A 24609-nucleotide genomic window follows, 5' to 3' on the forward strand; every position below is an offset into this window, starting at 1 on the left:
TAGGATGCCGACATGCCTGGAACCAACCTGACGCGCGACGAGGCGCGTTCCCGTGCGGGCGTGGTCAGTGACGTGAGCTACGCCGTCGAGCTCGATCTGGCCAACGCCCCGAGTGGCGCCCCGACGTACCCGTCGGTGACCACCATCACCTTCGCGGCCACCGCCGGCGCGAGCACGTTCGCCGACCTGATCGCGGACAAGGTCCGCGAGGTGACGCTGAACGGCGTCGCCCTCGACCCCGAGGTGGTCTACGACGGCGCCCGCATCCAGCTCGACGGGCTGGCCGAGCGCAACGAGCTCACCGTGGTGGCCGACTGCCTGTACTCACGGACCGGTGAAGGGCTGCACCGCTCGGTCGACCCGGCCGACAAGGAGACCTACCTCTACACCCAGTTCGAGGTGCCGGACGCCCGCCGGGTGTTCGCCACCTTCGAGCAGCCCGACCTCAAGGCCCCGTTCACCTTCACCGTCTCCGCACCGGCCCGCTGGGTCGTCATCTCGAACGCCCCGACGCCCGAGCCCACGCAGTACGCCGGTCCGAACGCCGAGGAGCTGGCTCGCTGGGAGTTCCCGCCGACCGAGCGGATCTCGACGTACATCACCGCGGTCGTAGCGGGTCCGTACCACGTCGTGACGGACGTGTACGAGGGTCCGCACGGGACGTACCCGTTGTCGCTGCTGTGCCGTCCGTCGCTGAAGGAGGCGCTGGACGTCGAGGACCTGTTCGAGGTCACCAAGCAGGGCTTCGCGCTGTTCGAGGAGGCGTTCGGTACGCCGTACCCGTTCCACAAGTACGACCAGGCCTTCGTGCCGGAGTACAACATGGGCGCGATGGAGAACGCGGGCTGCGTGACGCTCCGGGACGAGTACCTGTTCCGCAGCCGTACGACGCACGCGGAGCTGGAGGCCCGCGCCAACACCGTGCTGCACGAGCTGGCGCACATGTGGTTCGGCGACCTGGTGACGATGACCTGGTGGGACGACCTGTGGCTGAACGAGTCGTTCGCCGAGTGGGCCAGCCACTGGGCCCAGGTGGTCGCGACGACGAAGTACTCCGACGCCTGGACGACGTTCTGCAACGCCCGGAAGAACTGGGCGTACCGGCAGGACCAGCTGCCGTCGACGCACCCGATCGCGGCTGACATGATCGACTTCCACGCGGTCGAGGTGAACTTCGACGGCATCACGTACGCCAAGGGCGCATCGACGCTGCGGCAGCTGGTCGCGTTCGTCGGTGAGGAGACCTTCGTCACCGCGCTGAAGGAGTACTTCCACGACCACGCGTTCTCCAACACCGAGCTCGCCGACCTGCTGAAGCCGCTCGAGAAGGCGTCCGGCCGTGACCTCGACGACTGGACCGAGCGCTGGCTGCGGACCGCCGGCGTGAACACGCTGCGCGCCGACTTCACAGTCGACGACCAGGGCGCGTTCACGTCGTTCGCGATCGAGCAGACCGCGACCGAGAAGTTCCCGGTCCTGCGGCCGCACCGCCTCGCGGTCGGCCTGTACCGGCGGACCGAGTCCGGCCTGGTCCGGACCGAGCGCTTCGAGGTGGACATCGACGGGCCGCGCACCGAGCTCCCGGAGCTGACCGGCGCGACCCAGCCGGACCTGGTGCTGCTGAACGACGACGACCTCACCTACGCGAAGATCCGGTTGGACGAGCGGTCGCGGGCCACGCTGGTGGAGTCGATCGACCAGCTCACCGAGTCGTTGCCGCGGGCGCTCGCCTGGGGTTCGGCGTGGGACATGACCCGGGACGCGGAGATGCCGGCCAGCCAGTACGTCGGCATCGTGCTGCGCGGCATCCGGGCCGAGACCGACCTGACCGGTGTCCGCTCCCTGCTCAACCAGGCGAGCAGCGCGATCAACCAGTACGCCGCTCCACAGAACCGGCCCGCCCTGCGCGCGCAGTTCGAGGAGGCGCTGGCCGGACTGGTCGCCGACTCCGAGCCGGGCAGCGACCACCAGCTGGCGTTCGTCCGGGCGTACAGCTCGGCGGTGTTCTCCGACGGCGGCGCCGACCGGCTCGCCGGCTGGCTGGAGGGCCGTGATCTGCCGCAGGGTCTGGTCGTCGACACCGACCTGCGCTGGACGCTGATCGTCGCACTGGCCCGGCTCGGCCGGATCGGTGCGGACGAGATCGAGGACGAGCTGACCCGCGACACCACGATCACCGGTCAGGAGCGGGCCGCCCAGGCCCGTGCCGCCCGGCCGACCGCGGAGGCGAAGGAAGAGGCCTGGCGGATCGCGGTCGAGTCCGAGGACACTCCGAACGAGACCCAGTTCCGGACCATCCTCGGCTTCCAGCAGCCGGGCCAGGAGGACCTGTTGCGGCCGTACGTCGACAAGTACCTGAACGCGGCCAAGGACGTGTACACCCGGCTGGGCTCGTCGATGGGCGAGAACGTGCTGGTGTACCTGTCGCCGCGGCACCTGGCCGACCAGTCGGCGCTGGACGCGCTGACCGGCTGGCTGGCCGCGGAGTCGTCGTCTGTGGACGCTCCGACGCTCCGGTACGTCACCGAGGCCCAGGCGGACCTGACCCGCGCGATCGCCGCGCAGGCGCAGGACAGCGTCGCCTGACCGACGTCTCCGACAGGGCCGGTCTCATCCGAGACCGGCCCTGTCGCGTTGAACCTCGCAGTGCGGTAAGACTGGACCGGTGCCCGCCTCTGACCCCGCCCTGGCCGGTGCGGCAGCTGTTGCGCTGACCGGACTCGCAGACGCGTACCTACCCCGCCCAGTCACCCCACTGATGCCCTGGCGCTACGCCAACCGCCTCGTGAAGCCCTACGTCGTCACAGCACGCGGACGGCAGTGGGACGACCAGATGGTCGATATCGCCCGTACGACTGCCACGCGGCAGCTCGAGTTCGACGACGCGATGGGGTCCGTCGGACTCGGCGTCGTCGTACTGCACCTCGGCGACGACGGCATCTACCTGGTGGTGCAGAGCTGGGCGAAGGACTTCCAGTCCCGCCTGAGCATCTTCAGCGGCATGGACGTCGACGACCTCCGGCCGGCTCCGATCGGCGCCGCTCCGTGCGTGTGGGAGTTGGAGGTGCTCAGCCACGAGCGCACGTCGTACGTGAAGCACATCCTCTCCGCCGACGTGGACGTCGATTCCTGGCTCGACGACGCCCTGGACACCCGCCCGGAACCGCACCCCAACGGCATTCCCTCCGGCACCTAGGGACATCGCGATTTCGTACCCGCCCGACTGCGTTCGGTGCGGTTCAAACGCTTGCTCGTCGGCGGATCGTGAAACGACGTGCGCGGTGCGCGATTCCGTTGCGGAGAAAGAGATTATCGCCACCTGAGAAAGGCTCATTTACTCAGTGGTTGGGTTTAAGCTGCACCGGATATATCCATCCAGGGTGTCTGGGGAGGGGCCCTTGCCGTGACACGCGTCGACCACCGCAAGCCACGCGCGCGCGCCCAGCGTTCGCACAGTGCCATCGGAGCGGCCATCGTGGCCGGCCTGGCGATGGTCGCGGTGTTCGCGTTCATCCTCACCCGGGGTACGGCGTCGGATTCGCCGGCCGACGGGCTCCGGATGGGTTCGGGCACCGACAACGGCGCCGCTGCACCGGCCGAGCCGACCACCAGCGCCACTGGGAGCGCCACGAAGGCGGATCGCAGGCCGCCGGTGTCCGCTGCGGCGCCGAACCCGACGCCGAAGGCCCAGACGACCACACCGCCACCTGTGAACACCGGTCCGACCTCGCCGAAGTTCAAGCACGGCCAGTGGATCGCGATGCTGGACAAGTACCCGGCCGACGCGGGTGAGATGGCCAAGGACACCGCAGCCAGGATCACGCGGGCCGGTATCCCGGCGAAGGCCATGCTGGTCAACGGTCAGTACCCGGGCATCACCAACAGCTCACTGGCACCGGTCACCGGCACCTGGGTGGTGTACCTCGGCCCGGGCACGTCCTCGGAGCAGATCCTCAACCTGTGCCTGGATCCGCGCACGCAGGCGGCGTACCAGAGCGCCTGCCCGACCTACGAACCAGCAGGCTGAGGTCCTAGGTCAGGTGGTGCGTCCGTCGCGAGCCGGGCGTGCAGGTGGGAGTCATGGCGCTGCCCCGTCACCTCGACGTAGTAGTCGCGCATCACGCCTTCGAGCTGGAATCCGGCGCGCTGTGCGACGTGACACGACCCCTCGTTGACCAGTGAATGGTCGAGCGAGATGCGGTGCAGCCGGAGGCCGCTCGTGAAGCCCCACCGCGCGGCCGCGTCGAGCGCGCGAGCGCCCAGCCGGCGGCCACGGGCCAGCGGACTCACCCAGTACGCCGCGACCGCCTGGTCGGGTACGCGGTGGACGTCCCGGAGTGCCACGTTGCCGATCACCTGATCGGTCTCCGCGTCGGCGATCGCGAAGACCGCGTTGCCGCGCGCCCAGCCGTCGATGCGGGGCTCCAGCCAACGGCGGGCACGCTTGTCGGCGGGTGAGCTGATCACTGCCGTACCCGCGGTCCAGCGCAGGATCCCCGGGTCCTGCAGGGCCAGCGCCACCGCGGGCTCGTCGGACGCCACGAACGGGCGGAGTACTACGTCGCCCAGGTCGATGCGATGCGGCTCCAGGGCAGGCACGTCAGAGCTTGTGCGCCTCGTCGTTGGCGTGCAGCATCGGCGGCTGATGCGCGTGCGTGCCCAGCTGCTGCACGCCGGTGACCAGGCCGCCGGTCAGGTCGCCGGTGGCGAACGACGTCTGCATCGTGAGTGCGGCCAGACCCGCGGACGAGTCCGACAGCTGCCGCTTGGCCAGCTCGCCGATGACGATCTCGAGACGCCGGCCGGCAGGGTCGACGTACACCAGGACCGAGCGGTCCGGGTCGTCCAGCTCGTTCAGCAGCTCGATGGCGAACGGACGGGTCTCCGAGTCCGCGCCGCCGACGTACACCGAGAAGTGCAGGCCGGAGGTCTCCTCGGCGTACCGGACGGCCTTCTCGATGTCGTAGAGCTGGTCCGGGGTGAATGCGTCACCAGCTGGCACTTGCGCCTCCGAGCGTGCGGGCGACGCCGGTGGCGGCAGTCGCGGTGGAACCGGGCGCACTGTTCAGCTCAGGCAGCTCGGGCAGGTTGGCCGGGTCCGGCTTGGTCGCCGTCGGTCCGTTGATCCAGACCGGCGGGGCCCACCAGGACAGGCCCGGGCGGTACCGCGGCCCGTTCGCGATCGACGACGCGAACACCAGCAGCGCCAGCACGGCGATGACCAGCACAGGAATCCCGACGAACACCAGCAACGAGTGCCCGGACAATTCGACAATCACGGCCTGAAGCCTAGTACCTCCTGCACGGGAGGGGCCGACACCCCTCCCGTCCAGGCCCAGCGACCGGTCAGCAGCCGCCGCAGTCCTCCACCACAACCCGCGCGAAGCGCGGCTGCTTGTCGTTCTTGTCAACAGCCGCCGCAGTCCTCCTTCACAACCCGCGCGGAGCGCGGCTGCTTGTTGTTCTTGTCAGCAGCCGCCGCAGTTGTAGTAGGTGATGTCCCAGTGGCTTCCTTCGTCGGCGTAGATGTTGCCGGCGCCCGAGCGCCACTGGGCGGCGCCGTCGCCGCGGTTCGCGATCCGGGTGAACGTGTTGTGGATGTAGTTGCCGACACACGTGTACTTCGAGATGTCGACCTTGTACCCGTTCCAGTGGCTGTACGTGCCGCTGGCGTGGCCCACCTCGGTGCCACCGGTGATGTTGACCGCGCACCCGCTGGCGGTCTTCAGCGTGCGCACGCCGTACACCGTGCTGTCGTTGATCTGCTCGAACGACGTGCAAGTGGAGTTGTAGCGGTCGGAGCAGCCACCGCTGGACGACCAGGTGATGCCGGCGGCCCGGAAGATCGAGGTCGCCTGCGAGTGCGTCAGCTTGGTCAGGGCGGACGCCTGCTCGACCGCCACCACGCCGGGCAGCAGGCCGACGACGACGGCGACGAGAGGTACGGCGACGCGACGGAGCAATGACTTCATGGGGACACTCCTTGAAATATGGGGCGGTTATTTCAAGGAGTGCACTGCCCAAGAAAGTTATTGGCGAAACCTCAGGTTGAATTAGAAACTAACATCCGAGCACTGGTAGAAGGCGTTCGCGGTGTCGGCGATGGTCCAGACCGCGAGGATCATGTGCCGTCCGGACCGACCGGTCGGGATCGTGCCCGGGTGCGACACGTCGCTCGGCGGCCGGGCACCGTTCATCGAGACGGTGAGGAAGGGATTCAGATCGAGCGCGGACCGGGTCAGCGGCTGCGTCGGATCCCAGCCCTGCTTGGTCATGTAGTACTTGAAGTCGGTGGTCGAGTGCGCCGCAGTCAGGTGCCACGAGAACGTGAACCCCTGGCCACCCTGGAGCTGTGTGGCCGGCCAGGCTCCGCCGCGCTGGTCGTCGAGCTCGGCGAACTGACCGAGCCCTGCCGAGCAGAGCTTCCCGTCCGCCGGACCACTCTGCGGGAAGCCCTTGGGGCCTTCGACGCTCTGCGGCTCCCACTGGATCTGCCCGCAGTTCGCGACGACCCCGTTCTGACAGTTCTTGGCCCGGCTGACCGGCCCGGTGGTGTACCCGTGGCCGTAGGCGAGCGGAACCGACGTACACACCGTCAAAGCGAGTGCTCCGACGGCAATTCCGGCCATGCTGAGTTTCCGTTGTCGCAGCATGCGAACTCCTGCACTGTTGGGGCGGTGGACAGTGAAGGAAGGGCGCCTCTCCTGCTCAATAGAAAACAACCGTTCAAATCTATTGTCAACGGTTCGTGAGCAGGCGAATACGGAAAGCTAGATGTTCAGCGCGCCGATCAACCGGCGGAGGCGCTGGTTGTTCGGCAGGTCCTCGATCAGCAGGGCCTCGCCCTCCGGCCCGCCGAGCGGCACCCGCCAGTTCGGGTACTCGTCCGTGGTGCCGGGCTGGTTCTGGGTACGCCGCTCCCCGACCGCATCCGTCAGCGCGACACCGACGAGCTTGGCCGGCGTGTGGGCGACGTACCGGTGCAGGGCCTCGATGATCCGCGCGACGTCGCCGTCGGTGTTGCTGAGCAGATGACGTTCGCGGAGCGCGTTGAGCCAGGCGTCACGGTCCGCCTCGTCGACAGCGAGCTCTTCCTCCACAGGGCGAGTCAACAGACCAAGACGGTTCCGCAGCTCCACGTGATCGCCTGCGAGGTACCCGGCGGTCGGCGGCAGGTCGTGGGTCGTGACAGTGGCCAGGCACAGCTCCCGCCACCGCTCCGGCGCCAGCGGCTTCCCGTCGGCATCCCGCTCGAACCACAACACCGACGTACCGAGAATGCCGCGTTCGGTCAGGTAGTCCCGCACCCAGGGCTCTACGGTGCCCAGGTCCTCGCCGATCACCGTCACGCCGGACCGCTGCGCCTCCAGCACCAGGATGCCGATCAGCGCCTCATGGTCGTATCGCACGTAGGTGCCCTCGGTAGGCCGCTCCGGCGACGTCACCCACCACAGCCGGAACATCCCGAGGATGTGGTCGATCCGCAATCCGCCACCGTGCCGCATCACCGCACGCACCAGGTCCCGCCAAGCGGCGTACCCGGTCTCAGCCAGCGCGTTGGGCCGCCACGGCGGCTGCGACCAGTCCTGCCCCTGCTGGTTGAACGCGTCCGGCGGCGCACCCACGTGGATGTTCGGCGCCAGCACGTTCTGCAGAGCCCACGCGTCCGCACCGTCCGGATGAACACCGACGGCCAGGTCGTGTACGACGCCCAGCGACATGCCGGCCGCCTTCGCACGGGCCTGTGTCCGCGCGAGCTGCTCGTCGAGCTGCCACTGGAGCCAGCAGTGGAACTCCACCGCATCCGGGTTCTCGTTGCGGAAGGCAACGACCTCCGGTGTCGTCGGTTCCTGAAGCTCCTCGGGCCACTTGCTCCACTCCGGCCCGTGCACGTCGGCGATCGCGGCCCAGGTGGCGAAGTCGATCAGCCCCTGGCTCTCGCGGTCGCAGTACGCGCCGTACTCCGCGATCCGCCCCACCGACGGCTGCACGCGGAACAACACCTGCAGTGCCTCACGCTTCGCCGCCCACACCGTGTCCCGGTCGAGTGCCGTCGAGTCCTCACTGAGTGCCCGTGCCTGCAGGGCCAGCGTCCGGACCCGGTCGCGCTCCGCCGGGGCCAGGTCGCCGTACTCCTCGATGTCCTCGATCCGCAGGTAGATCGGGTTCGCGAAGCGCCGCGACGCCGGCAGGTACGGCGAGGGCTCCATGCGGCCCGCCAGCTCCGCAGCGTGCAGCGGGTTCACCAGCACGAAACCGGCGCCCAGGTCGTGCGCCGACCACGCGGCCAGGTCGGCCAGGTCGTGCAGATCACCGATGCCCCAGGAGCGCCGGGAGCGAACGGAGTACAGCTGCAGCACCCAGCCCCAGGTGCGGTGCAGCTTCTCCGGCTCCAGTTTCGTCGGCGTGACGATCAGCGTGCTGACCGAGATCTCCGGGTTGGTACCGATCCGTGCGCACAGCCGGTGGTACCCGAGCGGAAGGTCCCCCGGCAGCTGTAACGTCGCCTCACCGACCTGTACGCCGTCGACCCACTCCGGCTCGACCCAGTGGTCCTGCTGCGGGATGTCCCGCCGCTGACCGCCGTCCTCGAGGTCGACCCACACCTCCGCAGACGACCCGTGCGGCAGGTGTACGGCGAACCACGGGGTCCAGCCCTCCCGCATCACCACAGTGGCGGGCAACGTACGACGCCAGCGCGCCTGCTGGTGCTCGGCCAACGCCAGGGCTGCCTTCTCCGGTGTCGACGCGTCCACACCGAGTGCCGCGAGTACGTCGGCCACGACCTCACTGGAGACGATCACATGCTCGCCCTGCCAGTTCCAGTACTCCGTCGCCACGCCATGGGCGACCGCTAGCTCGACAAGGTCCGGAGTGGGAGCAGTCACCCCAGCGAGTCTGCCGCATCAACGCCACCAACGGCCAAACGGCGCGCGTTGCGCTACTCGTTCGAGCGGCGGCGGCTCAGCATCAGTACGGCGAGCAGGAGGACCGCGCTGGCTACGACGAGGCCGATGGCCACGCCGGCCAGGTTGTCGGTCAGCTGGTACAGGGCGGTCGGCCAGATGACCAGGAGGATCGAGCAGCCCACCACAGCGTACGCCGAACGCCGTGTCCGACCGTACGCGACCAGCAGCGCCGCGGGTCCCGCCGTACCGACAGCGAGCGCCATGATCTCGCCGCGCTCCTGCACGAGCCAGCAGATCGAGGAACTGAACATCGCCGCTCCGGCCAGTGACCACGACGTCACCTGATCGCGGACCAGACCCAGCATCGCGAACACGAACGCGACGAGGATGAACCCGGTGCCGGCGATCCCTGCGCTGTTGGCAGCCGATCCGGTGTCCGGAGTGAGGACATCTGCCGTGATCACCAACACACCCACGGCCAGGATCCCAAACGTTGCCACAAGCAACGAAGGCTCCTTGAGCCACCACAGTCCACCGGCGGCCAGCGCCAGTGCGACCGCCACCCCGACGACCCGCCCGGCCTCCCCCTCGATCGCCACGAACGTCGCGAACCCGGCCACACAACACCCCAGGGCGGCGAGCGCCGAACTCAGCTGCTCCCGGCGCCGCAGCAGCGCCAGCACCACGGCCGAAACGAGCAGGGCGACCGCGGCCGCCGAACCGGTGGTGATCCGCGCGGCACGCCCCATCTCGCCCCAGTTCGCCAAGGTCAGAAGCGCGACCGCACCGAGCAGCAGGGCACCGCCGATGTAGCCGAGCACCTCGACCAGCGCGCTGGTGTGGCCCGCAACGGGCAGCGGCTCCGCCTCGGCCGACTCAGGCCCCTCGGGCTCCTGCGGCGGGCGCGGCCGACCTGGGTCCGCGAGTGCCGCGTCGATCTCCGCGTCGGCGGCATCCCGGATCGAGTCGGCCTGGTACTGGCGCAGCACACCAGCACTCACGAGCCTGGAAAGCTCGTCGTCCAGCCGGCTCGACATGCTTTTCCGTCTCCTTGTCTGCCCTACTAACATCAGGCGGCGAGATGCCTATTCTGACCAGCTACCTTGTGTCCTTAGTCAGTCACCCCCTGCTTTCACCGTTGCTGAGCCTGCCAGATGCCTTCCCGACCTTCTTCCGGACCGGCAACGACGGCAAGCTGGAGGTGACCGACCAGGTCGTCGTCGTGCCTGCCCGGATCGCCGGCCTGATCATCGGCTTCTTCGTGCTCCGCTGGCTGCTGCACAAGGTGATCCGGCGGTTCGCCCGGCGGACCGGCAACGGCACCGTGGCCGGTGTCCTGGCCAAGTCGAAGCTCGGCCAGGGGTTCGTGGAGAGCACGCTCGCCACCGAGCGCCGGTCCCAGCGCGCCGAGACGATCGCCTCGCTGCTGTGCAGTGCGGTCACCATCGTGCTGAGTGCCGTCCTGGTGGTGATGGTGCTCGCCGAGCTCGGCTTCAACATCATGCCGGTGATCGCGTCCGCGAGCATCATCGGCGTGGCGCTCGGGTTCGGCGCGCAGACGCTCGTGAAGGACTTCCTGGCCGGCGTGTTCATGATCTTCGAGGACCAGTACGGCGTCGGCGACCTGATCGACATGGAGAAGGCGACCGGCGTCGTGGTCGCGGTGGGCCTGCGGATCACCACCCTGCGCGGCGAGGACGGCACCACCTGGTACGTCCGCAACGGCGAAGTGCTCCGGGTCGGCAACCTGACCAGCCGCGACCCGAACAGCGGCGCCTCCTCCGGTGTCGGTTCCGCCACCGAGAAGGAAGAAGAGGTCAAGACCGACGAAGGTGTGGCGAGCGGTAAGCAGGACGAAAGCCGACGCTGAGGTACAGGCGCTCGGCGTCCGAACCCTCGACCACCTGCAAGGTGAGCCGCCCGCCGGCCGCGTCCCGGCGCGCCTGCGCGAGCAGCCGCGTCGCCAGACCACGGCCGCGGTACTGCGGTTTGGTCGCGACCGCGTACACGCCGGCGACCGACCCGGTCCGCAGTACCAACGTGATCGAGGCTGGATCTCCGTCCACGCGTAGCAGGTAGAGCGACTGGGCGGGCTGCCGGTAGTTCTGCAAGGCCTGCTGGACGAACATCTTCTGCCACCAGTCGTAGTCCGGCTCCCCCACGTCGAGAAACACCGCACTCTGGACCTCGGCGAACGCCACCGCGTCCGCCTCCGTGTCGATCGCAGCCACCGGCTCTCCAACCGCTGACCCGGCCGGCGCCTCCATGTGCACCAGCACCTCGGCAGCCTCGAACCCCGCCGCGGCCAACCGCTCTTCCCACCCCGCTCCACTCCAGGGCACGAGCCGAACATGCGCGGAGTCTGCACCGCCCCACCGACAAAACGCCTCCCGCGCAGGACTCTGCGCGGGAGGCGTTCGGGGCCGGAGGCTCAGGCGGTGAAGGTGACGTCCAGGGTGATGGTCGTGCCGGTCAGTGCCTGCGAGACCGGGCAGTTCTTCTTCGCGCCCTCGGCGAACTCGGCGAACTCGTCGGCGGTCAGGCCGGGGACGTTGCCGTTCACGGACAGCTTGATGCCGGTGATGCCCTCACCGGGCTGGAAGGTCACGTCGGCCTGGGTGTCCAGCGACGCCGGCGGGTTGCCGGCCTGCGCGAGCGCGTGCGACAGCGCCATCGAGAAGCACGCCGAGTGAGCAGCGCCGAGCAGCTCCTCGGGGCTGGTCCGGCCGCTCGCCTCCGGCTCGGTGCGCGCGGCCCAGGTCACGTCGAAGGAGCCCAGCCCGGACGACTCCAGGTTGACCTGACCGCCGCCCTCCAGCAGCGAGCCTTCCCAGTGGGCCTTGGCGGTACGGGTAGCAGCCATGCTCGTGTTTCTCCTTAGAAGAAGGTTCAGCGGCCGGACACGTCGATCGCGCCCGGGTACTGCGGTTCGTCGGTGTTCACCATGCTGTGGGCGGCCATCACCATGTAGCGCCAGATCTCCTCGTCCCGCTCCGGGGACAGGCCGATCTCGTCGAGCGCGGCCCGCATGTGGCCGAGCCAGCGGTCCCGCGCGGTCGGGGTGACGGCGAACGGGGCGTGCCGCATCCGCAGCCGGGGGTGCCCACGCTGCTCGGAGTACGTCTTGGGGCCGCCCCAGTACTGCTCCAGGAACATCCGGAAGCGCACCTCGGCCGGACCGAGGTCCTCCTCCGGGTACATCGCCCGCAGTTCCGGGTCGGCGGCAACACCACGGTAGAACGCTGCCACCAATCGGTGGAAGGTCTCCGCCCCACCGACGGCGTCGTAGAAGCTCTGCTGCTCAGTCATCTCGGGATCTAGTCTCTCAAGTGGTCACAAGATGCTTGAGCAGGGCTGCCCGTTCGGGGTCTCCGAGGGGTCGTTTCGCATGCGTCGTACCGTCCACGGCGACGATCACCGACTCCGCCTTGGCATACACGTCCTCCGACTCGCCACTGCGATCGACGATCCGCGAGCCGAGCGTGTACGACGACGTACCGACGGATGCGATCCACACGTCCACGTCGTACGGCGGGTGCCGCAGCAGGATCGGCCGCAGGTAGTCCACCGTCTGGCTGACCAGCACACACGGGTACTGCGCGAAGAAGTCGCCCGTGGTCTCCATCACCTGCCCGAGGAACGCGATCCGCGCCTCCTGCAGGTAGTCGAAGTACCGCACGTTGTTCACGTGGTCGTACGAGTCGATGTCCGACCATCGCACCAGAACAGGGTGTGTGTACATCACGCGCCCACCAACTTCTCGAGGGCGACCCGCTCGACCGGGGTGATCCGGCGCAGGCGGTTGGCCGCGAAGTCGAACGGGACCAGCTTGGTCTTCGCCTCGACATAGGTACGGCGGTCCGGTTCGGCGTCGAGGATCTCGTAGTCGACCGTGAACGACGCGGCCCGGATCTCGCTGATCCACAGCTCGATCCGCACCGGTTCGGGCCGGAAGTGCAGCGGCGAGCGGTACTGCACCTCGTGCCGGGCCACCAGCAGGCCGGTCTCGAGGTTGTCGGCGCCGAGCTCCTTGGCGGTCCGGAACAGGAAATCGACGCGGGCGTCCTGGAGGTAGTCGACGTACCGGCCGTTGTTCACGTGTCCGAGTGCGTCCATGTCGCCCCAGCGCAACGGGCAGTGGTAGACGTGGCGGTTGTGATGATCCACACGACGATCATGTCATCCGGGGCACTACCCCGGTGACTGACCGTGGGTAATGTCATCCCCGGCAGACCAGTGCACCGATTGGAGTGGCGTGAGCGAGCGTAGCGAGCGAACAAATAGCAGAGCAGCCCACTGTGCTCACGCCGGAGCCGAGCGAAGCGAGGTGGAGGCGTGAGCACGCAGCAGCGGGTGGCGATCGTGACCGGGGCGGCCCGGGGAATCGGCGCGGCCGTCGCGCAGCGGCTCGCCGCGGACGGCAACGCCGTCGCGGTCATCGACCTCGACGAGGGCGCCTGCGACGCGACTGTCAAGGCGATCACCGAGGCCGGCGGCAAGGCGATCGGGGTCGGCGCCGACGTCAGCAAGTCCGACCAGGTCACGGCCGCGGTCGAGCGGGTGGTCGCGGAGCTCGGCGCGCCGACGATCCTGGTCAACAACGCCGGCGTACTGCGGGACAACCTGCTGTTCAAGATGTCCGAGGACGACTGGGACACGGTCATGTCGGTGCACCTCAAGGGCAGCTTCCTGATGTCGAAGGCCTGCCAGGCGCACATGGTCGAGGCCAAGTACGGACGGCTCGTCTTCCTCTCGTCGACCTCGGCGCTCGGCAACCGCGGCCAGGCGAACTACGCGTCCGCGAAGGCGGGTCTGCAGGGTCTGGCGAAGACGCTCGCGATCGAGCTGGGCAAGTTCGGCGTCACCGCGAACGCGATCGCGCCGGGCTTCATCGAGACCGACATGACCGCGGCCACCGCGGCCCGGGTCGGCGTCGACTTCGAGGAGTTCAAGAAAGCCACCGCCGCGAGCATCCCGGTGCAGCGGACCGGCAAGCCGGAGGACATCGCCGCGGCGGCCTCGTTCTTCTGCAGCGAGGAGGCCGGGTTCGTGTCCGGCCAGGTCCTGTACGTCGCCGGCGGACCCCGCAACTAACAGGGAACTGAGGAGAAGCCGACATGCCGCAGACGTTCGACGGCGTCGACGAGGTGGTGCACGCGGTCGGCACGCCGCTCGGCGAGACCGTGTGGCTGGAGATCACCCAGGAGCAGGTGAACCAGTTCGCCGAGGCGACCGGTGACCACCAGTGGATCCATGTCGACGTCGAGCGGGCCGCCAAGGGTCCGTACGGCGGAACGATCGCACACGGCTACCTCACGCTGAGCTTGATCGCCCGCTTCGGCGAGGAGCTGTTCAAGGTCGAGGGCGTGACCGCGAAGCTCAACTACGGCGTCAACAAGGTCCGCTTCCCCGCCCCGGTCCCGGTCGGCAGCCGGGTCCGCGCCGGCGCCTCGATCTCCAATGCCGTCGAGACGGCCGCCGGCGTCCAGGTCTCACTGAACTGGGTGATCGAGCTCGAAGGCTCCACCAAGCCCGCCTGCGTCGCGGAAACCGTCGTACTGCTCGTGCCGTAGTTTTCGTGCCTAGAGCGGGCAGATCAGCACCGCGTGGGTGGCGATGCGGTGGTAGCCGAGCCATTCGTTGACGGCGAGCATCGGCGTGTTGCCGTCGTAGTTGGCGGTGTAGGCGCCCTGCACGCCGGCCTCGGCGGCGCGGTGCAGCGCGGCGGTCTTGACCAGCTTGGCGAGCCCGCGACCGCGGTATTCCGGCAGCGTCGACGTCATCCTCGACCACATCTTGGTGCCGTCGCCGTGGTTACGGGTGAACGCGATGATCCGGCCCTCGTACCTGGCAGCCACGCTCACAGCGCGCATCAGGTCCGGCGAGTTCCAGATGTCGGCGAGCCATCCGTCGTACGGCTGGGAGGAGATCTTCGCGTCACCCGGCTTGGTGCGCTGGGCAACCTCATCGGCGGCGTGCAGCAACCGCGGATCGACCGCGGTGAACGGGACCAGCTCCACCCCGCTCGGGACCTCGGGAAGGTCCGGCACCTTGCGCGGATCGATCCCTGCGTAGTGCACCTGCCGGGTCTGCCGGTAACCGAATCGCGCCGCCCATTCCACACTGTTCGGGTCCGCGAACACCCGCGCCGAGGTGGCTCCCGCCGACCGCAGATCGGCGTGAATCTCCTCGAGCAGCCGGGTGCCGATCCCCTGGCCGCGGGCCTCCGGCCGCACCAGCAACCGCAGCTCGCCGCCCAGCGGGTCCGAGCCGCCGATCAGTCCGCACGACGCCCAGCCCACCAGCTCACCGTCGCCCAGCGCCGCGAACGTTCCGCGCCCCGGCGCGGTCGGCCCGGCGAGTCTGCGGACCAGCGAGTTCCGGGTGACGACCAGGTACGGCACCAGCGCGTCGTGGAGCGCGACGGCCCCGTCCACATCCCCCGGTTCAGCCGCCCTGATCTCCATCTGAAACTCCTTGGGCACTCCAACGACAGCGAAGTCCCCCGGAATCTAACGCCATTTCAGGTGCATACCGGAAGGCAACCCGTTACAGGTCTGTCTCAGAGGGTTCTGAGCAGGCCCAACTCAGTCTGCACCCGTCGGTACCCGAGCCAGTTGTTGATGGCAAGCATCGGCCCGTTCTCGTCGTCGTTGGAGGTATACGCCGAGCTTATTCCGGCGGCCGCCGCCCGCCGCAGAGCGACCGACTTCACCAGCTTCGCCAGCCCTCTCCCGCGGTGCCCGGGAATCGTGCCGGTCATGCCCGACCACATCCGGTCACCGTGCGTCTCGACGACGGTGAACGACGCCATCTCGTCGCCGGCCATCGCCGCGACACTGAGCGACTTGTCCAGTGCCGGGCCGTTCCAGATCTCTTCCAGCCACCGGTCGTAGTCGACCGAGTCCAGCGGCGAATCACTCGGCTCGTCCAGCGAGGCGATCGCGTCGGCCGTGTACGCCGCGTGCGGGTCCACGGTGTCGAAGGCGACGAGTTCGATCCCCTCGGGCGTGTCCGGCTGTTCGGGCAACGACGTCAGCTCGACGCCGGAGAAGTGCATCTGTCGTGTCCCGTCGTACCCGAGGTTGTGGGCGAACTCGAGGCCCTCGGGCTGCACGAACGTCCGCACACGGACCGCTCCGACCTCGGTGAGGTGTTGGTGCAGTCTGTCGGCGAGCTCGCTGCCGATGCCCTGCTTGCGGTGGTCCGGGTGCACGTAGATGCTCAGGTGGGCCTGGCCCGGCTCGCTCGTCCAGACGTTCAGGCCGGCCGACGCCCACGCGACGACCTCGCCATCGCGTTCGGCGACCAACGGCAGGAACCGCTCCCCCGGCGACTGGACGGTGAGCATGTGCCGCGTCGCCGCCGGCGACATGACCTTGTACGGCGCTACCACCCGCCGTACCGCCGCCACTGCCTCGGCGTCGTCTGCCACGGCCTGCCGTACCACCGCCCGGGTCCTCATGCCCCGGACCCTAGCCAGCACGCCGTACCCACGCCACGCATTAACAAGGCGCAACGCGATCGCAACGGCGGCGAGAGTCCTGTGATTCGGCTGTGTAGCGGACTCGTACTAAAGTGGCGCGGTGCTGTCGGACTGATCGCCCCGACCGCCGGAAGTGCCATCGTGGTTCCACGCGACGGGGTCACCGGCGGCGGGGCGTCCGACTTTCAGCCGTAGGTCGCCAGCGCGGCCTGGGCCAGCTCCAGCATCCGGGAGCGCAGGTCGCCGGGTTCGAGCACCTCCAGGTCGCCCGCGAATCCGAGCAGTACGCCGGACGCCGCCTCCCGGACCCGGAAGTGCAACCGCAAGTGCGGCCACTCGTCGTCCGACGGGACATCGCGCGCCACCTCGCCTTTGGCGAGCATCGGCGAAGCGATCCGCCGGATCAGTTCCACCTTCTCCGGCCGTACCCGGACCAGTACGTCGACCCCGACGGGCGCCTGCCGCTCGAGGCCGGACCGCAGCCGCTCCCACTCGGCGCGAACGTCCAGCCCGTCGGGCCGGTCCGCCGCCTCTTCCAGTACGTCGGCCTGCTCGACCCGGGACACCCGGTACATCCGCGCCGCCCCGCGATGCGCCGCCACCAGGTACCACCGCCCTGCCTGCTCGACGAGCCCCCACGGGTCCACAGTTCGTTGCTGAACGCCCTCACTCGCCGATGCGTACCGCAGTCGCACCCGCCGCCGCTTGACGACGGCCTGCCGCAGTACGGGCAACGCACCGGTGTCCTCCGCCTCCGCGAACCACCGTCGCCGGTCCACGACGATCGCACCGGACAACGCGTCCGCGTCCCCCTGCAACTCCACCGGCAACGTCGCGGACAGCTTCCCCATCGCCGAGTGCAACGCATCCTGCAGCCCGAGCTCCTCCGACAACGCCGCCCGCCCGGACCACGCGAACAACGCCTGCGCCTCACGCGGTGTCAGCTCACTCACGTCGGCGCGGTACCCCGGCAGCAACACACAGCCCCCGTTGCGCCCCCGCTCGGAGTACACCGGTACGCCGGCCGCGGACAACGCCTCCATGTCGCGCATCACCGTCCGCGTCGACACCTCCAACCGTTCGGCAAGGTCCCGCGCACTCAACCGCTCGTGCCGCTGCAGCAACAGGATGATCTGCAACAACCGGTCCGCTCGCATGTCACCAACAATATGGGACAGAAGATGTCGTATATAGCCCTGGAAGCTGTCTCCATGACCAACGACCCACGCGCACTGTTCGTCCGCGCACTCGACCAGACCCAGCAACTCGTCGACACCACCGGGCCCGACGACCTCGTCCTACCGACCCCCTGCGACGAGTACGACGTCCGCACACTGCTGGGCCACCTGCTGACCGTCGTCGCGCGCATCGACCTCGCATTGAACGGCGGCGACCCGCTGACCATCCCTGTCGTCACCACTGGAGTCGACGACGTACCGGCTGCCTGGAAGGAACGCCGCGTCGCTCTGGACGCCACCCTCGCCGACGACGCCGTACTCGGCCGGACCTGCAGGCTGCCGTGGGGCACTCTGCCCGGCGCAGCTGCGATCGCTGCGTACACAGGTGAGCTCACCACGCACTCGTGGGACCTGGCGAAGGCCACTGGTCGTCTGGACGAGCTGGACGACGCTCTGGCGACACAGGTGCTTCCGATGGTGCGCCAGTTCGTCCCGGCCGAGCAACGCGGCGGGCACGTTCCGTTCGCTCCTGTCGTACCAGTGGCTGACGACGCCGTGCCGTACGACCAACTGGCCGGCTGGCAGGGCCGCCGGCCCTAGGCGATCCCGCCGTTCAGCATCAGGCCGCCGTCGATGGTGATGGTCTGGCCGGTGATCCACGACGCCTCGTCGGAGAGCAGGAACCACACCAGCGAGGCGACGTCCTCCGGCCGGCCCAGCCGACGCAACGGGTACGTCGACGCCACCTTGTCCTCACGCCCTTCGTAGAGCGCTCCGGCGAACTTGGTCTTGACCACCGCCGGAGCCACGGCGTTCACCCGGATCTCCGGGGCCAGCTCGACCGCCAGCTCCTGCGTGACCCGGGACAGCATCGCCTTGGTCGCGCCGTACCACCCGATGCCCGGCGACGGCCCCAGACCGGCCACCGAGGACAGGTTGACCACAGCCCCGCCGTGGGCGCGCATCCACGCGTCCCGGCAGGCCTTCACCCAGGCGATCGTGGCCAGCACGTTGGTGTCCACCATCTTGGCCGCGACCGTCTGGTCGACGTCGAGCAGCTTCCCGTAGATCGGGTTGATGCCGGCGTTGTTGACCAGCAGGTCCACCGACCCGTACGTCGCGACCGCCGCGGCGACGACCGTGCCCCGATGCGTCGGGTCGGCCGCCTTGCCGGCCACGGCCAGCGCGTGCTTCCGGCCGCCCAGGGTCTTGACCGCCTCGTCGAGGGTCTCCTGGGTCCGGCCGGTGATGACGACGCGAGCGCCGTCGGCCACCAGGCGCTGCGCGATCGCCAGCCCGATACCGCGGGACGCTCCGGTGACGATCGCCGTTCGGCCGTCCAGCGCCATCAGCTGAGGCGCTCGAGAACGATCGCCATCCCCTGACCGCCGCCGACGCACATCGTCTCGAGACCGAACTGCTTGTCCTCGAACTGCAGGCCGTTCACCAGCGTGGTCATGATCCGCGCGCCGGTCGAGCCGAACGGGTGGCCGAGCGCGATCGCCCCACCGTGCACGTTCAGCTTGTCCTCGTCGATGCCGAGCTCACGCGCCGACCCGATCACCTGGACCGCGAACGCCTCGTTGATCTCGACCAGGTCGATGTCACTGATGCTCATCCCGGCCCGCGCCAGCGCCTGCTTCGACGCCTCGACCGGACCGAGGCCCATGATCTCCGGCGACAGCCCGCTGACACCGGTCGACACGATCCGCGCCAGCGGCGTCAGTCCGAGCTCGCGCGCCTTGGTGTCGCTCATGATCACGACCGCGGCGGCGCCGTCGTTCAGCGGGCAGCAGTTCCCGGCCGTCACGGTGCCGTCGGGGCGGAACACCGGCTGCAGCTGGCTGACCTTCTCCAGCGTCGTACCGGCCCGCGGCCCGTCGTCCTTGCTCACCACGGTCCCGTCCGGCAGCGTCACCGGAGTGATCTCGCGCTCGAAGAACCCGTTGTTGATCGCCTTCTCGGCCAGGTTCTGCGAGCGGACGCCGAACACGTCCTGATCCTCCCGGCTGATCCCCCGCAGCGTCGCCACGTTCTCCGCGGTCTGGCCCATCGAGATGTAGATGTCGGGGATCAGCCCGTCCGCACGCGGGTCGTGCCAGGTGTCGTTGGTCTCGGCGTACTTCTCGGTCCGCGCGACCGCGTCGGTGAAGACCGGGTTGAACGAGCTCGGGTCGCCGACCCCGGCCGAGCCGAAGTTCTTGTACCGCGAGACGCACTCGACGCCGGCGCTGACGAAGATGTCGCCCTCACCGGACTTGATCGCGTGGTACGCCATCCGCGCGGTCTGCGTAGACGACGCGCAGAACCGGTTGACCGTGGTGGCCGGCGTGTTGTCCCAGCCCAGCTGGACCGCGACCCGACGCGCCATGTTGCCGCCGTGCTCGTCGTGCGGCTCCGCGCAGCCGAGCGCCAGGTCCTCGATCTGGTCACCGGTCAGCCCGACTTTGTCGACCGCCGCCTTGATCATCTGTACGGCGAGGTCGTCCGGCCGGATCGTGGTCAGCGACCCCTTGTACGCACGGCCGATCGGCGAGCGGGCCGTGGACACGATGACTGCTTCAGGCACAACGGTTCCTTTCTACAGGCCCAGGTCGCGGCCGATGAGTTCCTTCATGATCTCGTTCGAGCCGGCCCAGATCTTGGTGACGCGGGCGTCGCGCCAGGCGCGGGCGACCCGGTACTCGTTCATGTAGCCGTACCCGCCGTGCAACTGGACGCACGCGTCCAGGATCTCGTTCTGCACGTGGGCGCTCCACCACTTCGTCTTCGCGGCGTCGACCGCGGACAGCCGGTCCTCGTCGTGCGCGACGATCGCGTTGTCGACGTACGCCTGGGTGACCTCGGCCTTGGTGACCAGCTCGGCGACCAGGAACTTGTTGTACTGGAACGAGCCGACCGGCTGGCCGAACGCCTTGCGCTGCTTCACGTACTCGATGGTCTCGTCGAGGATCTGGGTGGCGTGCGCGATGTTCGACACCGCGGCGCCGACCCGCTCCTGCGCCAGCCGCTCCATCATGTGGATGAAGCCGCGGTCCACCTCGCCGAGCACGTTGTCGTCACCGACGAACACGTCCTCGAAGAAGAGCTCCGACGTACCGGACTCGGTCTGGCCGACCTTGTCGAGCTTGCGGCCGCGGGCGAAGCCCTCCATGCCCTCCTCGACCACGAACAGCGTGATGCCCTTGGCGCCCTTCGACGGGTCGGTCCGTGCGGCGACGATGACCAGGTCGGCCATGTCGCCGTTGGTGATGAAGGTCTTCGACCCGTTCAGCACCCAGCCGCCGGCGGCCTTCTTCGCGGTCGTCTTCAGCGCGGCCAGGTCCGAACCGCCCGACGGCTCGGTCATCCCGATCGCGGCGACGTACTCACCGGCGCAGAACTTCGGCAGCCAGCGCTGCTTCTGCTCCTCGGTCCCGAGATCCACGAAGTACGGCGCGCAGCAGTCGTAGTGGATGCCGAAGCAGCTCGACAGCGACGCGGAGACCTTCGACACCTCTTCCGCGAACACGGCGTTGAACCGGTAGTCGCCGACGCTGGATCCGCCGTACTCCTCCGGCACGTCGAGCCCGAGGAAGCCCTGCTTGCCGGCCTCCAGCCAGGCAGCACGGTCGATCGTCTTCTCTTCGAGGAACTGCTCCATCCGCGGCACCAGCGAGCGCTCGCAGTACTCCTTGGCGCTGGCTCGGAATGCGTGATGGTCCTCGTTGAAGATGACGCGCTCCATCTAGGCCTCCCCAAGGTGTGAGATGCGTGGCTAAGCGCTTGCTTAGCTTCACGCGTTTGGTGCAAGGTGTCAACGTGTCCGCAGTCACCGATCCCCTGGTGTGGGAGCACGTTCAGCCGGCCGCAGCCCGCCGGCTGCTCACCGGTGCCGTCGACGCGTTCGCGGAGCGCGGTTACCAGGCCACGACGACCCGCGACATCGCCTCTCGCGCCGGTATGAGCCCGGCCGCCTTGTACGTGCACTACCCGTCCAAGGAACGCCTGCTCTTCGAGATCAGCCTGTACGGCCACAACGCGGCCCTCGACGTACTGCGGTCCGCCGACGCCGGCCCGACACCTGCGGACCGGCTGCGCTCTCTGGTCGCCGCATTCACCGCCTGGCACGCGCAACACCACACGATCGCGCGCGTCGTCCAGTACGAGCTCGCAGCGTTGAGCCCCGAGCACCTGGCAGAGGTCGCGACGATCCGCCGCGCCATCTCGGCCCAGATCGAGCAAGTGCTGGCAGACGGCGTACAGGACGGCACCTTCGCCGTCGCCGACCTGCCCGGCACGACCCTCGCCGTGCTCTCGCTGTCGATCGACGTAGCCCGCTGGTACACGCCCCACCGCGGCGACCCCGCAGCTCTCGGCAAGTTGTACGCCGACCTCGCGCACCGCATGGTCCAGGCATGACAAAACCCCCGCACCACCTGGTGCGGGGGTTTCTCGGAGATCAGGCCTGCAGCGCGGCCTGGACGTCGAGGTGGATGTCCACCTTGTCACCGATCAGCAGCTTGCCGCCCTCGAGCGGCACGTTGAAGTCGATGCCCCACTCCTTGCGGCTGATCGACGCGGAGGCCTCGAAACCGATGATGGTCTGGCCGTACGCGTTCTGGTCGACACCGAGGAACTCGACCGCGAGCTCGATCGGCTTGGTGACGTTCTTGATGGTCAGCTCGCCGGCCAGGACGTAGTCGTCGCCCTCGGGCTTGATCGCGGTGCTGACGAAGGTCATCTTCGGGCTGTTCTCGGCGTCGAAGAAGTCGCCGGAGCGCAGGTGCCCGTCGCGCTGCTCGCTGCGGGTGTGCACGGAGGCCAGCTCGACGGAGACGTTGGTCGCGGAGTCCTCGATGGTGTCCTTGACGACGATCTCGCCGCTGAACTCCTGGAACGTGCCGCGCACCTTGGTCATCAGGTGACGGACGGTGAAGCCGATCTCGCTGTGCGCGGCATCGATGGCATACGTGCCGGCGACCAGGCCGGGGATGCTGCTGGTCAGGGTGCCGGTGGTGGTGTCGCTCATGGGGTCCTCTCGGAAAGTGCTGTTGCTGGTCGGGGGCGACGCAGCCAGGTCTATAGTTAAAACTTCAACCGATGACTACGACAGTAGGCAGTAACGGTTTAAAAGTCAACTACATTCCCGCTACACTGTTCCCGTGACGATGGAGACTGAGATGGACCGGGGGACTCGGTGGCTCAACGCCGAGCAGCAGGTCGCGTGGCGTGCGTACCTGCTGGGCACCGCACGCCTGATGGCCAAACTCGACGACGACCTGCGCCAGTTCGGCCTCGGAATCAACGACTACGAGATCCTGGTCCGGCTCTCCGAGGCGCCCGACCGGCGGCTCCGGATGGCCGACCTGGCCGACCGGCTGCACCAGAGCCGGTCCCGCCTGACCCACACGGTCGGCCGCCTCGAGGCCGCCGAGTTGGTCCGCCGTACGTCGTGCACGAGCGACAAGCGCGGCGTCTGGGCCGAGCTGACCGACGCCGGCTTCACCCTGCTCGAGCAGGCCGCGCCGTACCACGTGGAAGGCGTCCGGGAGAACCTGGTCGACCTCGCGAGCCCCGAGGACTTCGCCGCGGTCGGCCGCGTGTTCGACGCCGTCTCCGAGCACATCGGCCAGCGTTAGTCAGGGCCGCGGGGCGATCTCCAGGGTGAGCTCGTCGCGGTTGGCGCCGCGGTAGGTCATCATCTGGTCGCGCATCCGGCGCTTGGCGGGCGGCAGGTGATTGACCGTGCGCATCGCCGTACGCATGCCTGCCAGCGCCAGCCGGCCGATGCCCGGCTTGTGCACCGGGTCGTCGGACGTCATCTGCGCGCGTGACTTGAGGACCGCGTCGAAGCCGTACTCGATCATCCGGGCCTCGTAGTCACGTACGGCCGGAACGAGTTCTTGCTTGCCGTCACGGACGTCGATGAGCTTCCGGCACAGGTTCACGGCGTCGCGCAGTGCGGTGTTCGCGCCGACACCGCGGCCCGGCGTCATGGTGTGGATCGCATCGCCGAGGAGCGTGACATTGCTGCTCTCCCAAGGGTCGAGCGGGACCGACGTCCAGATGTTCACCGGGAAGCACGTGCCCGGATCGGTCAGCTCGAACAGCCGGCGCAGATTCGGATGCCAGTCGGGCGTCACGTCCAGCGCTGTTTCGATCAGTTCCGCGCCGCGGAGCTCCATGATGTTCGCCGGCAGCTTGTCCTTGGCCGCCGACAGTCCCCAGTTGATGTAGTCGCGGGTGTTGTCGAACTGCAGTCCCGGCCAGCGCCGGATCAGCTCCTCGGTGTTGCCGCCGATCCCGTCCTTGACGTTCCCGTCGTGGTCCCACTGGAACTCCATCACGTGCAGGATGCAGGCGAACCCACGCGGTGCGTTGACCAGCGAGATCCCCTCGAACACCTTCGGCGGCAGGAGTTTCGCGCTCTCCTCGGTGATCGGCAGCTTGCCGGCGATCGCCACGATCCCGGTCTCCTCGGTCTTCGCCTGCGGCAGGTACTGACGGCGTACGCGGGATCCTGAACCGTCGGCGGCGACCAGGAGATCGCCGGTGGCACTCGTACCGTCGGCGAAGTACGCCGTCACGTGGTCTGTGTGCTGTTCGAAGTGGGTGAACTCCTTGCCGAACTCCACGATGCCGTCGAGGCCGGTCAGCAGCACCTGGCGCAGGGTCATCCGGCTGATCGACTTCTCACTCTCCACGGGGTCGGTCGACTCCGGCAGCTCGAGCGAGAGCAGCTCCTTGAGGTCCTCGGTCAGCATGTTGAAGTACTTCGGGTCGCGCGCCTTCGTGGCCACGAACGTGTCGTAGAGGTCCTTCGGCAGCAGCGCGTGCAGCGCCCGGCTGCCGTCCGGGTCGATACCGACCCGATAACCGTGCAGGCCGTCCGTCCGCAGCGCGTCGCGCTCGAACACGGATACCTCGATCCCCGCGCGCTGCAGTCCGTGCGCCAACGCGAGCCCGCCGGTCCCGCCGCCGATTACCAGCACCTTCATGATCTCTCGCCTTCTCAAGTATCTTGGAGTTTCGAGTGTCTTGGAGATCCGAGAGA

At 68.4% G+C, this 24609-nt stretch carries 29 protein-coding genes; 9 read left to right on the forward strand and 20 right to left on the reverse strand.

What is annotated here, in order from left to right; genetic code table 11:
• Window positions 1-12 precede the first annotated feature (12 nt).
• The 3 genes from pepN (at window position 13) to EV647_RS08270 (ending at window position 4027) form a co-directional block, all read left to right on the forward strand.
• The gene (gene pepN / locus EV647_RS08260; protein ID WP_134000631.1) at window positions 13-2586 is read left to right on the forward strand and encodes an aminopeptidase N; all 2574 of its coding nucleotides are present in this window, start codon (window positions 13-15) and stop codon (window positions 2584-2586) included.
• A 79-nt stretch (window positions 2587-2665) separates the two neighbouring features.
• Window positions 2666-3196: a hypothetical protein gene (locus EV647_RS08265; RefSeq protein ID WP_134000634.1), complete on the forward strand. Its 531-nt coding sequence runs from the start codon at window positions 2666-2668 to the stop codon at window positions 3194-3196.
• A gap of 207 nt (window positions 3197-3403) precedes the next feature.
• Window positions 3404-4027: a hypothetical protein gene (locus EV647_RS08270; RefSeq protein WP_134000636.1), complete on the forward strand. Its 624-nt coding sequence runs from the start codon at window positions 3404-3406 to the stop codon at window positions 4025-4027.
• Here EV647_RS08270 and EV647_RS08275 read toward each other — a convergent pair.
• From EV647_RS08275 to EV647_RS08305, 7 genes are all read right to left on the reverse strand, one after another.
• Complete coding sequence (locus EV647_RS08275; RefSeq protein WP_134000638.1) at window positions 4009-4599, reverse strand: GNAT family N-acetyltransferase; 591 nt, start codon at window positions 4597-4599, stop codon at window positions 4009-4011. The genes EV647_RS08270 and EV647_RS08275 overlap by 19 nt on opposite strands.
• A 1-nt stretch (window position 4600) precedes the next feature.
• Window positions 4601-5002, reverse strand: a complete 402-nt coding sequence (locus tag EV647_RS08280; protein ID WP_238156565.1) for a DUF5130 family protein — start codon at window positions 5000-5002, stop codon at window positions 4601-4603.
• A complete protein-coding gene (locus EV647_RS08285) occupies window positions 4989-5279 on the reverse strand; it encodes a hypothetical protein (protein ID WP_134000640.1) in 291 nt (96 codons plus the stop codon). The genes EV647_RS08280 and EV647_RS08285 overlap by 14 nt, the downstream gene beginning before the upstream one ends.
• Before the next feature lie 189 nt (window positions 5280-5468).
• Window positions 5469-5972: a hypothetical protein gene (locus EV647_RS08290; RefSeq protein WP_134000642.1), complete on the reverse strand. Its 504-nt coding sequence runs from the start codon at window positions 5970-5972 to the stop codon at window positions 5469-5471.
• An 81-nt stretch (window positions 5973-6053) separates the two neighbouring features.
• Window positions 6054-6653, reverse strand: a complete 600-nt coding sequence (locus EV647_RS08295; RefSeq protein ID WP_134000644.1) for a lytic polysaccharide monooxygenase — start codon at window positions 6651-6653, stop codon at window positions 6054-6056.
• A 117-nt stretch (window positions 6654-6770) separates the two neighbouring features.
• Window positions 6771-8888 carry a 4-alpha-glucanotransferase gene (gene malQ / locus EV647_RS08300; protein WP_166680247.1) on the reverse strand — a complete coding sequence of 706 codons (2118 nt, stop codon included), beginning with the start codon at window positions 8886-8888 and terminating at the stop codon, window positions 6771-6773.
• A 53-nt stretch (window positions 8889-8941) separates the two neighbouring features.
• Entirely contained in the window at window positions 8942-9946 is a 1005-nt protein-coding gene (locus EV647_RS08305) for a DUF2157 domain-containing protein (protein ID WP_134000646.1), read from the reverse strand.
• Window positions 9947-10047: 101 nt separating this feature from the next.
• On the opposite strand from EV647_RS08305, the gene EV647_RS08310 reads away from it, so the two are divergent.
• A complete protein-coding gene (locus EV647_RS08310) occupies window positions 10048-10779 on the forward strand; it encodes a mechanosensitive ion channel family protein (RefSeq protein WP_238175216.1) in 732 nt (243 codons plus the stop codon).
• Here EV647_RS08310 and EV647_RS08315 read toward each other — a convergent pair.
• The 5 genes from EV647_RS08315 to EV647_RS08335 all read right to left on the reverse strand — a co-directional run bounded on the left by EV647_RS08315 (window position 10727) and on the right by EV647_RS08335 (window position 13076).
• Window positions 10727-11251: a GNAT family N-acetyltransferase gene (locus tag EV647_RS08315; RefSeq protein WP_134000650.1), complete on the reverse strand. Its 525-nt coding sequence runs from the start codon at window positions 11249-11251 to the stop codon at window positions 10727-10729. The two genes, EV647_RS08310 and EV647_RS08315, sit on opposite strands and share 53 nt — an antisense overlap.
• An 89-nt stretch (window positions 11252-11340) precedes the next feature.
• Window positions 11341-11772: an OsmC family peroxiredoxin gene (locus EV647_RS08320; RefSeq protein ID WP_130381255.1), complete on the reverse strand. Its 432-nt coding sequence runs from the start codon at window positions 11770-11772 to the stop codon at window positions 11341-11343.
• Between the two features lie 26 nt (window positions 11773-11798).
• On the reverse strand, window positions 11799-12218 hold the full coding sequence (locus tag EV647_RS08325) for a globin (RefSeq protein WP_134000652.1): 420 nt from the start codon (window positions 12216-12218) through the stop codon (window positions 11799-11801).
• A 16-nt stretch (window positions 12219-12234) separates the two neighbouring features.
• Complete coding sequence (locus EV647_RS08330; protein WP_238175217.1) at window positions 12235-12630, reverse strand: thioesterase family protein; 396 nt, start codon at window positions 12628-12630, stop codon at window positions 12235-12237.
• 20 nt (window positions 12631-12650) lie between these two features.
• On the reverse strand, window positions 12651-13076 hold the full coding sequence (locus tag EV647_RS08335; RefSeq protein WP_238177095.1) for a thioesterase family protein: 426 nt from the start codon (window positions 13074-13076) through the stop codon (window positions 12651-12653).
• Window positions 13077-13244: 168 nt separating this feature from the next.
• On the opposite strand from EV647_RS08335, the gene EV647_RS08340 reads away from it, so the two are divergent.
• Together EV647_RS08340 and EV647_RS08345 are read left to right on the forward strand one after the other, a co-directional pair.
• Window positions 13245-14003, forward strand: coding sequence for an SDR family oxidoreductase (locus EV647_RS08340; protein WP_134000656.1), 759 nt, complete (start codon window positions 13245-13247; stop codon window positions 14001-14003).
• A gap of 23 nt (window positions 14004-14026) precedes the next feature.
• Complete coding sequence (locus EV647_RS08345) at window positions 14027-14482, forward strand: MaoC family dehydratase (RefSeq protein WP_134000658.1); 456 nt, start codon at window positions 14027-14029, stop codon at window positions 14480-14482.
• 9 nt (window positions 14483-14491) lie between these two features.
• Here EV647_RS08345 and EV647_RS08350 read toward each other — a convergent pair whose 3' ends face one another.
• The 3 genes from EV647_RS08350 to EV647_RS08360 all read right to left on the reverse strand — a co-directional run bounded on the left by EV647_RS08350 (window position 14492) and on the right by EV647_RS08360 (window position 17552).
• Window positions 14492-15376 carry a GNAT family N-acetyltransferase gene (locus EV647_RS08350; RefSeq protein ID WP_134000660.1) on the reverse strand — a complete coding sequence of 295 codons (885 nt, stop codon included), beginning with the start codon at window positions 15374-15376 and terminating at the stop codon, window positions 14492-14494.
• A 95-nt stretch (window positions 15377-15471) separates the two neighbouring features.
• Window positions 15472-16374 carry a GNAT family N-acetyltransferase gene (locus tag EV647_RS08355; protein WP_134000662.1) on the reverse strand — a complete coding sequence of 301 codons (903 nt, stop codon included), beginning with the start codon at window positions 16372-16374 and terminating at the stop codon, window positions 15472-15474.
• Window positions 16375-16580: 206 nt separating this feature from the next.
• Complete coding sequence (locus EV647_RS08360; RefSeq protein ID WP_134000664.1) at window positions 16581-17552, reverse strand: YafY family protein; 972 nt, start codon at window positions 17550-17552, stop codon at window positions 16581-16583.
• Between the two features lie 54 nt (window positions 17553-17606).
• Here EV647_RS08360 and EV647_RS08365 point away from each other — a divergent pair, with 54 nt between their 5' ends.
• Window positions 17607-18173 (forward strand): TIGR03086 family metal-binding protein, encoded by a 567-nt coding sequence (locus EV647_RS08365; protein ID WP_238177096.1) that lies wholly within the window; start codon window positions 17607-17609, stop codon window positions 18171-18173.
• On the opposite strand, the gene EV647_RS08370 is transcribed toward EV647_RS08365, so the two are convergent.
• Genes EV647_RS08370 through EV647_RS08380 form a run of 3 tightly spaced genes read right to left on the reverse strand, consistent with a single transcriptional unit; the run spans window position 18170 to window position 21300 of the window.
• Window positions 18170-18922, reverse strand: a complete 753-nt coding sequence (locus EV647_RS08370; RefSeq protein ID WP_134000666.1) for an SDR family oxidoreductase — start codon at window positions 18920-18922, stop codon at window positions 18170-18172. The two genes, EV647_RS08365 and EV647_RS08370, sit on opposite strands and share 4 nt — an antisense overlap.
• Window positions 18922-20142 carry an acetyl-CoA C-acetyltransferase gene (locus tag EV647_RS08375; RefSeq protein WP_134000668.1) on the reverse strand — a complete coding sequence of 407 codons (1221 nt, stop codon included), beginning with the start codon at window positions 20140-20142 and terminating at the stop codon, window positions 18922-18924. Before EV647_RS08375 ends, EV647_RS08370 begins: the two co-directional genes overlap by 1 nt.
• 12 nt (window positions 20143-20154) lie before the next feature.
• A complete protein-coding gene (locus EV647_RS08380) occupies window positions 20155-21300 on the reverse strand; it encodes an acyl-CoA dehydrogenase family protein (RefSeq protein ID WP_134000671.1) in 1146 nt (381 codons plus the stop codon).
• Between the two features lie 74 nt (window positions 21301-21374).
• Here EV647_RS08380 and EV647_RS08385 point away from each other — a divergent pair, with 74 nt between their 5' ends.
• Complete coding sequence (locus tag EV647_RS08385; RefSeq protein WP_134000673.1) at window positions 21375-21974, forward strand: TetR/AcrR family transcriptional regulator; 600 nt, start codon at window positions 21375-21377, stop codon at window positions 21972-21974.
• A 40-nt stretch (window positions 21975-22014) separates the two neighbouring features.
• On the opposite strand, the gene EV647_RS08390 is transcribed toward EV647_RS08385, so the two are convergent.
• A complete protein-coding gene (locus EV647_RS08390; RefSeq protein WP_134000675.1) occupies window positions 22015-22584 on the reverse strand; it encodes a YceI family protein in 570 nt (189 codons plus the stop codon).
• A gap of 151 nt (window positions 22585-22735) precedes the next feature.
• Between EV647_RS08390 and EV647_RS08395 the strand changes: the two genes are divergently transcribed.
• Window positions 22736-23194: a MarR family winged helix-turn-helix transcriptional regulator gene (locus EV647_RS08395; protein WP_134001874.1), complete on the forward strand. Its 459-nt coding sequence runs from the start codon at window positions 22736-22738 to the stop codon at window positions 23192-23194.
• Here EV647_RS08395 and EV647_RS08400 read toward each other — a convergent pair whose 3' ends face one another.
• On the reverse strand, window positions 23195-24553 hold the full coding sequence (locus EV647_RS08400) for an NAD(P)/FAD-dependent oxidoreductase (RefSeq protein WP_134000677.1): 1359 nt from the start codon (window positions 24551-24553) through the stop codon (window positions 23195-23197).
• Between the last annotated feature and the right edge of the window lie 56 nt (window positions 24554-24609).

This window comes from Kribbella sp. VKM Ac-2566 (assembly GCF_004366005.1).
Taxonomy (GTDB): Bacteria; Actinomycetota; Actinomycetes; order Propionibacteriales; family Kribbellaceae; genus Kribbella; species Kribbella pratensis.

Coding starts and splice junctions, on each gene's coding strand:
- EV647_RS08350 (WP_134000660.1), bottom strand. CDS start 15,376: ATGGAGATCAGGGCGGCTGAACCGGGGGATGTGGACGGGGCCGTCGCG.
- EV647_RS08355 (WP_134000662.1), bottom strand. CDS start 16,374: ATGAGGACCCGGGCGGTGGTACGGCAGGCCGTGGCAGACGACGCCGAG.
- EV647_RS08390 (WP_134000675.1), bottom strand. CDS start 22,584: ATGAGCGACACCACCACCGGCACCCTGACCAGCAGCATCCCCGGCCTG.
- EV647_RS08325 (WP_134000652.1), bottom strand. CDS start 12,218: ATGACTGAGCAGCAGAGCTTCTACGACGCCGTCGGTGGGGCGGAGACC.
- EV647_RS08345 (WP_134000658.1), top strand. CDS start 14,027: ATGCCGCAGACGTTCGACGGCGTCGACGAGGTGGTGCACGCGGTCGGC.
- EV647_RS08360 (WP_134000664.1), bottom strand. CDS start 17,552: ATGCGAGCGGACCGGTTGTTGCAGATCATCCTGTTGCTGCAGCGGCAC.
- EV647_RS08370 (WP_134000666.1), bottom strand. CDS start 18,922: ATGGCGCTGGACGGCCGAACGGCGATCGTCACCGGAGCGTCCCGCGGT.
- EV647_RS08380 (WP_134000671.1), bottom strand. CDS start 21,300: ATGGAGCGCGTCATCTTCAACGAGGACCATCACGCATTCCGAGCCAGC.
- EV647_RS08365 (WP_238177096.1), top strand. CDS start 17,607: ATGACCAACGACCCACGCGCACTGTTCGTCCGCGCACTCGACCAGACC.
- EV647_RS08395 (WP_134001874.1), top strand. CDS start 22,736: ATGGACCGGGGGACTCGGTGGCTCAACGCCGAGCAGCAGGTCGCGTGG.
- EV647_RS08305 (WP_134000646.1), bottom strand. CDS start 9,946: ATGTCGAGCCGGCTGGACGACGAGCTTTCCAGGCTCGTGAGTGCTGGT.
- EV647_RS08400 (WP_134000677.1), bottom strand. CDS start 24,553: ATGAAGGTGCTGGTAATCGGCGGCGGGACCGGCGGGCTCGCGTTGGCG.
- EV647_RS08290 (WP_134000642.1), bottom strand. CDS start 5,972: ATGAAGTCATTGCTCCGTCGCGTCGCCGTACCTCTCGTCGCCGTCGTC.
- EV647_RS08295 (WP_134000644.1), bottom strand. CDS start 6,653: ATGCTGCGACAACGGAAACTCAGCATGGCCGGAATTGCCGTCGGAGCA.
- EV647_RS08320 (WP_130381255.1), bottom strand. CDS start 11,772: ATGGCTGCTACCCGTACCGCCAAGGCCCACTGGGAAGGCTCGCTGCTG.
- pepN (WP_134000631.1), top strand. CDS start 13: ATGCCTGGAACCAACCTGACGCGCGACGAGGCGCGTTCCCGTGCGGGC.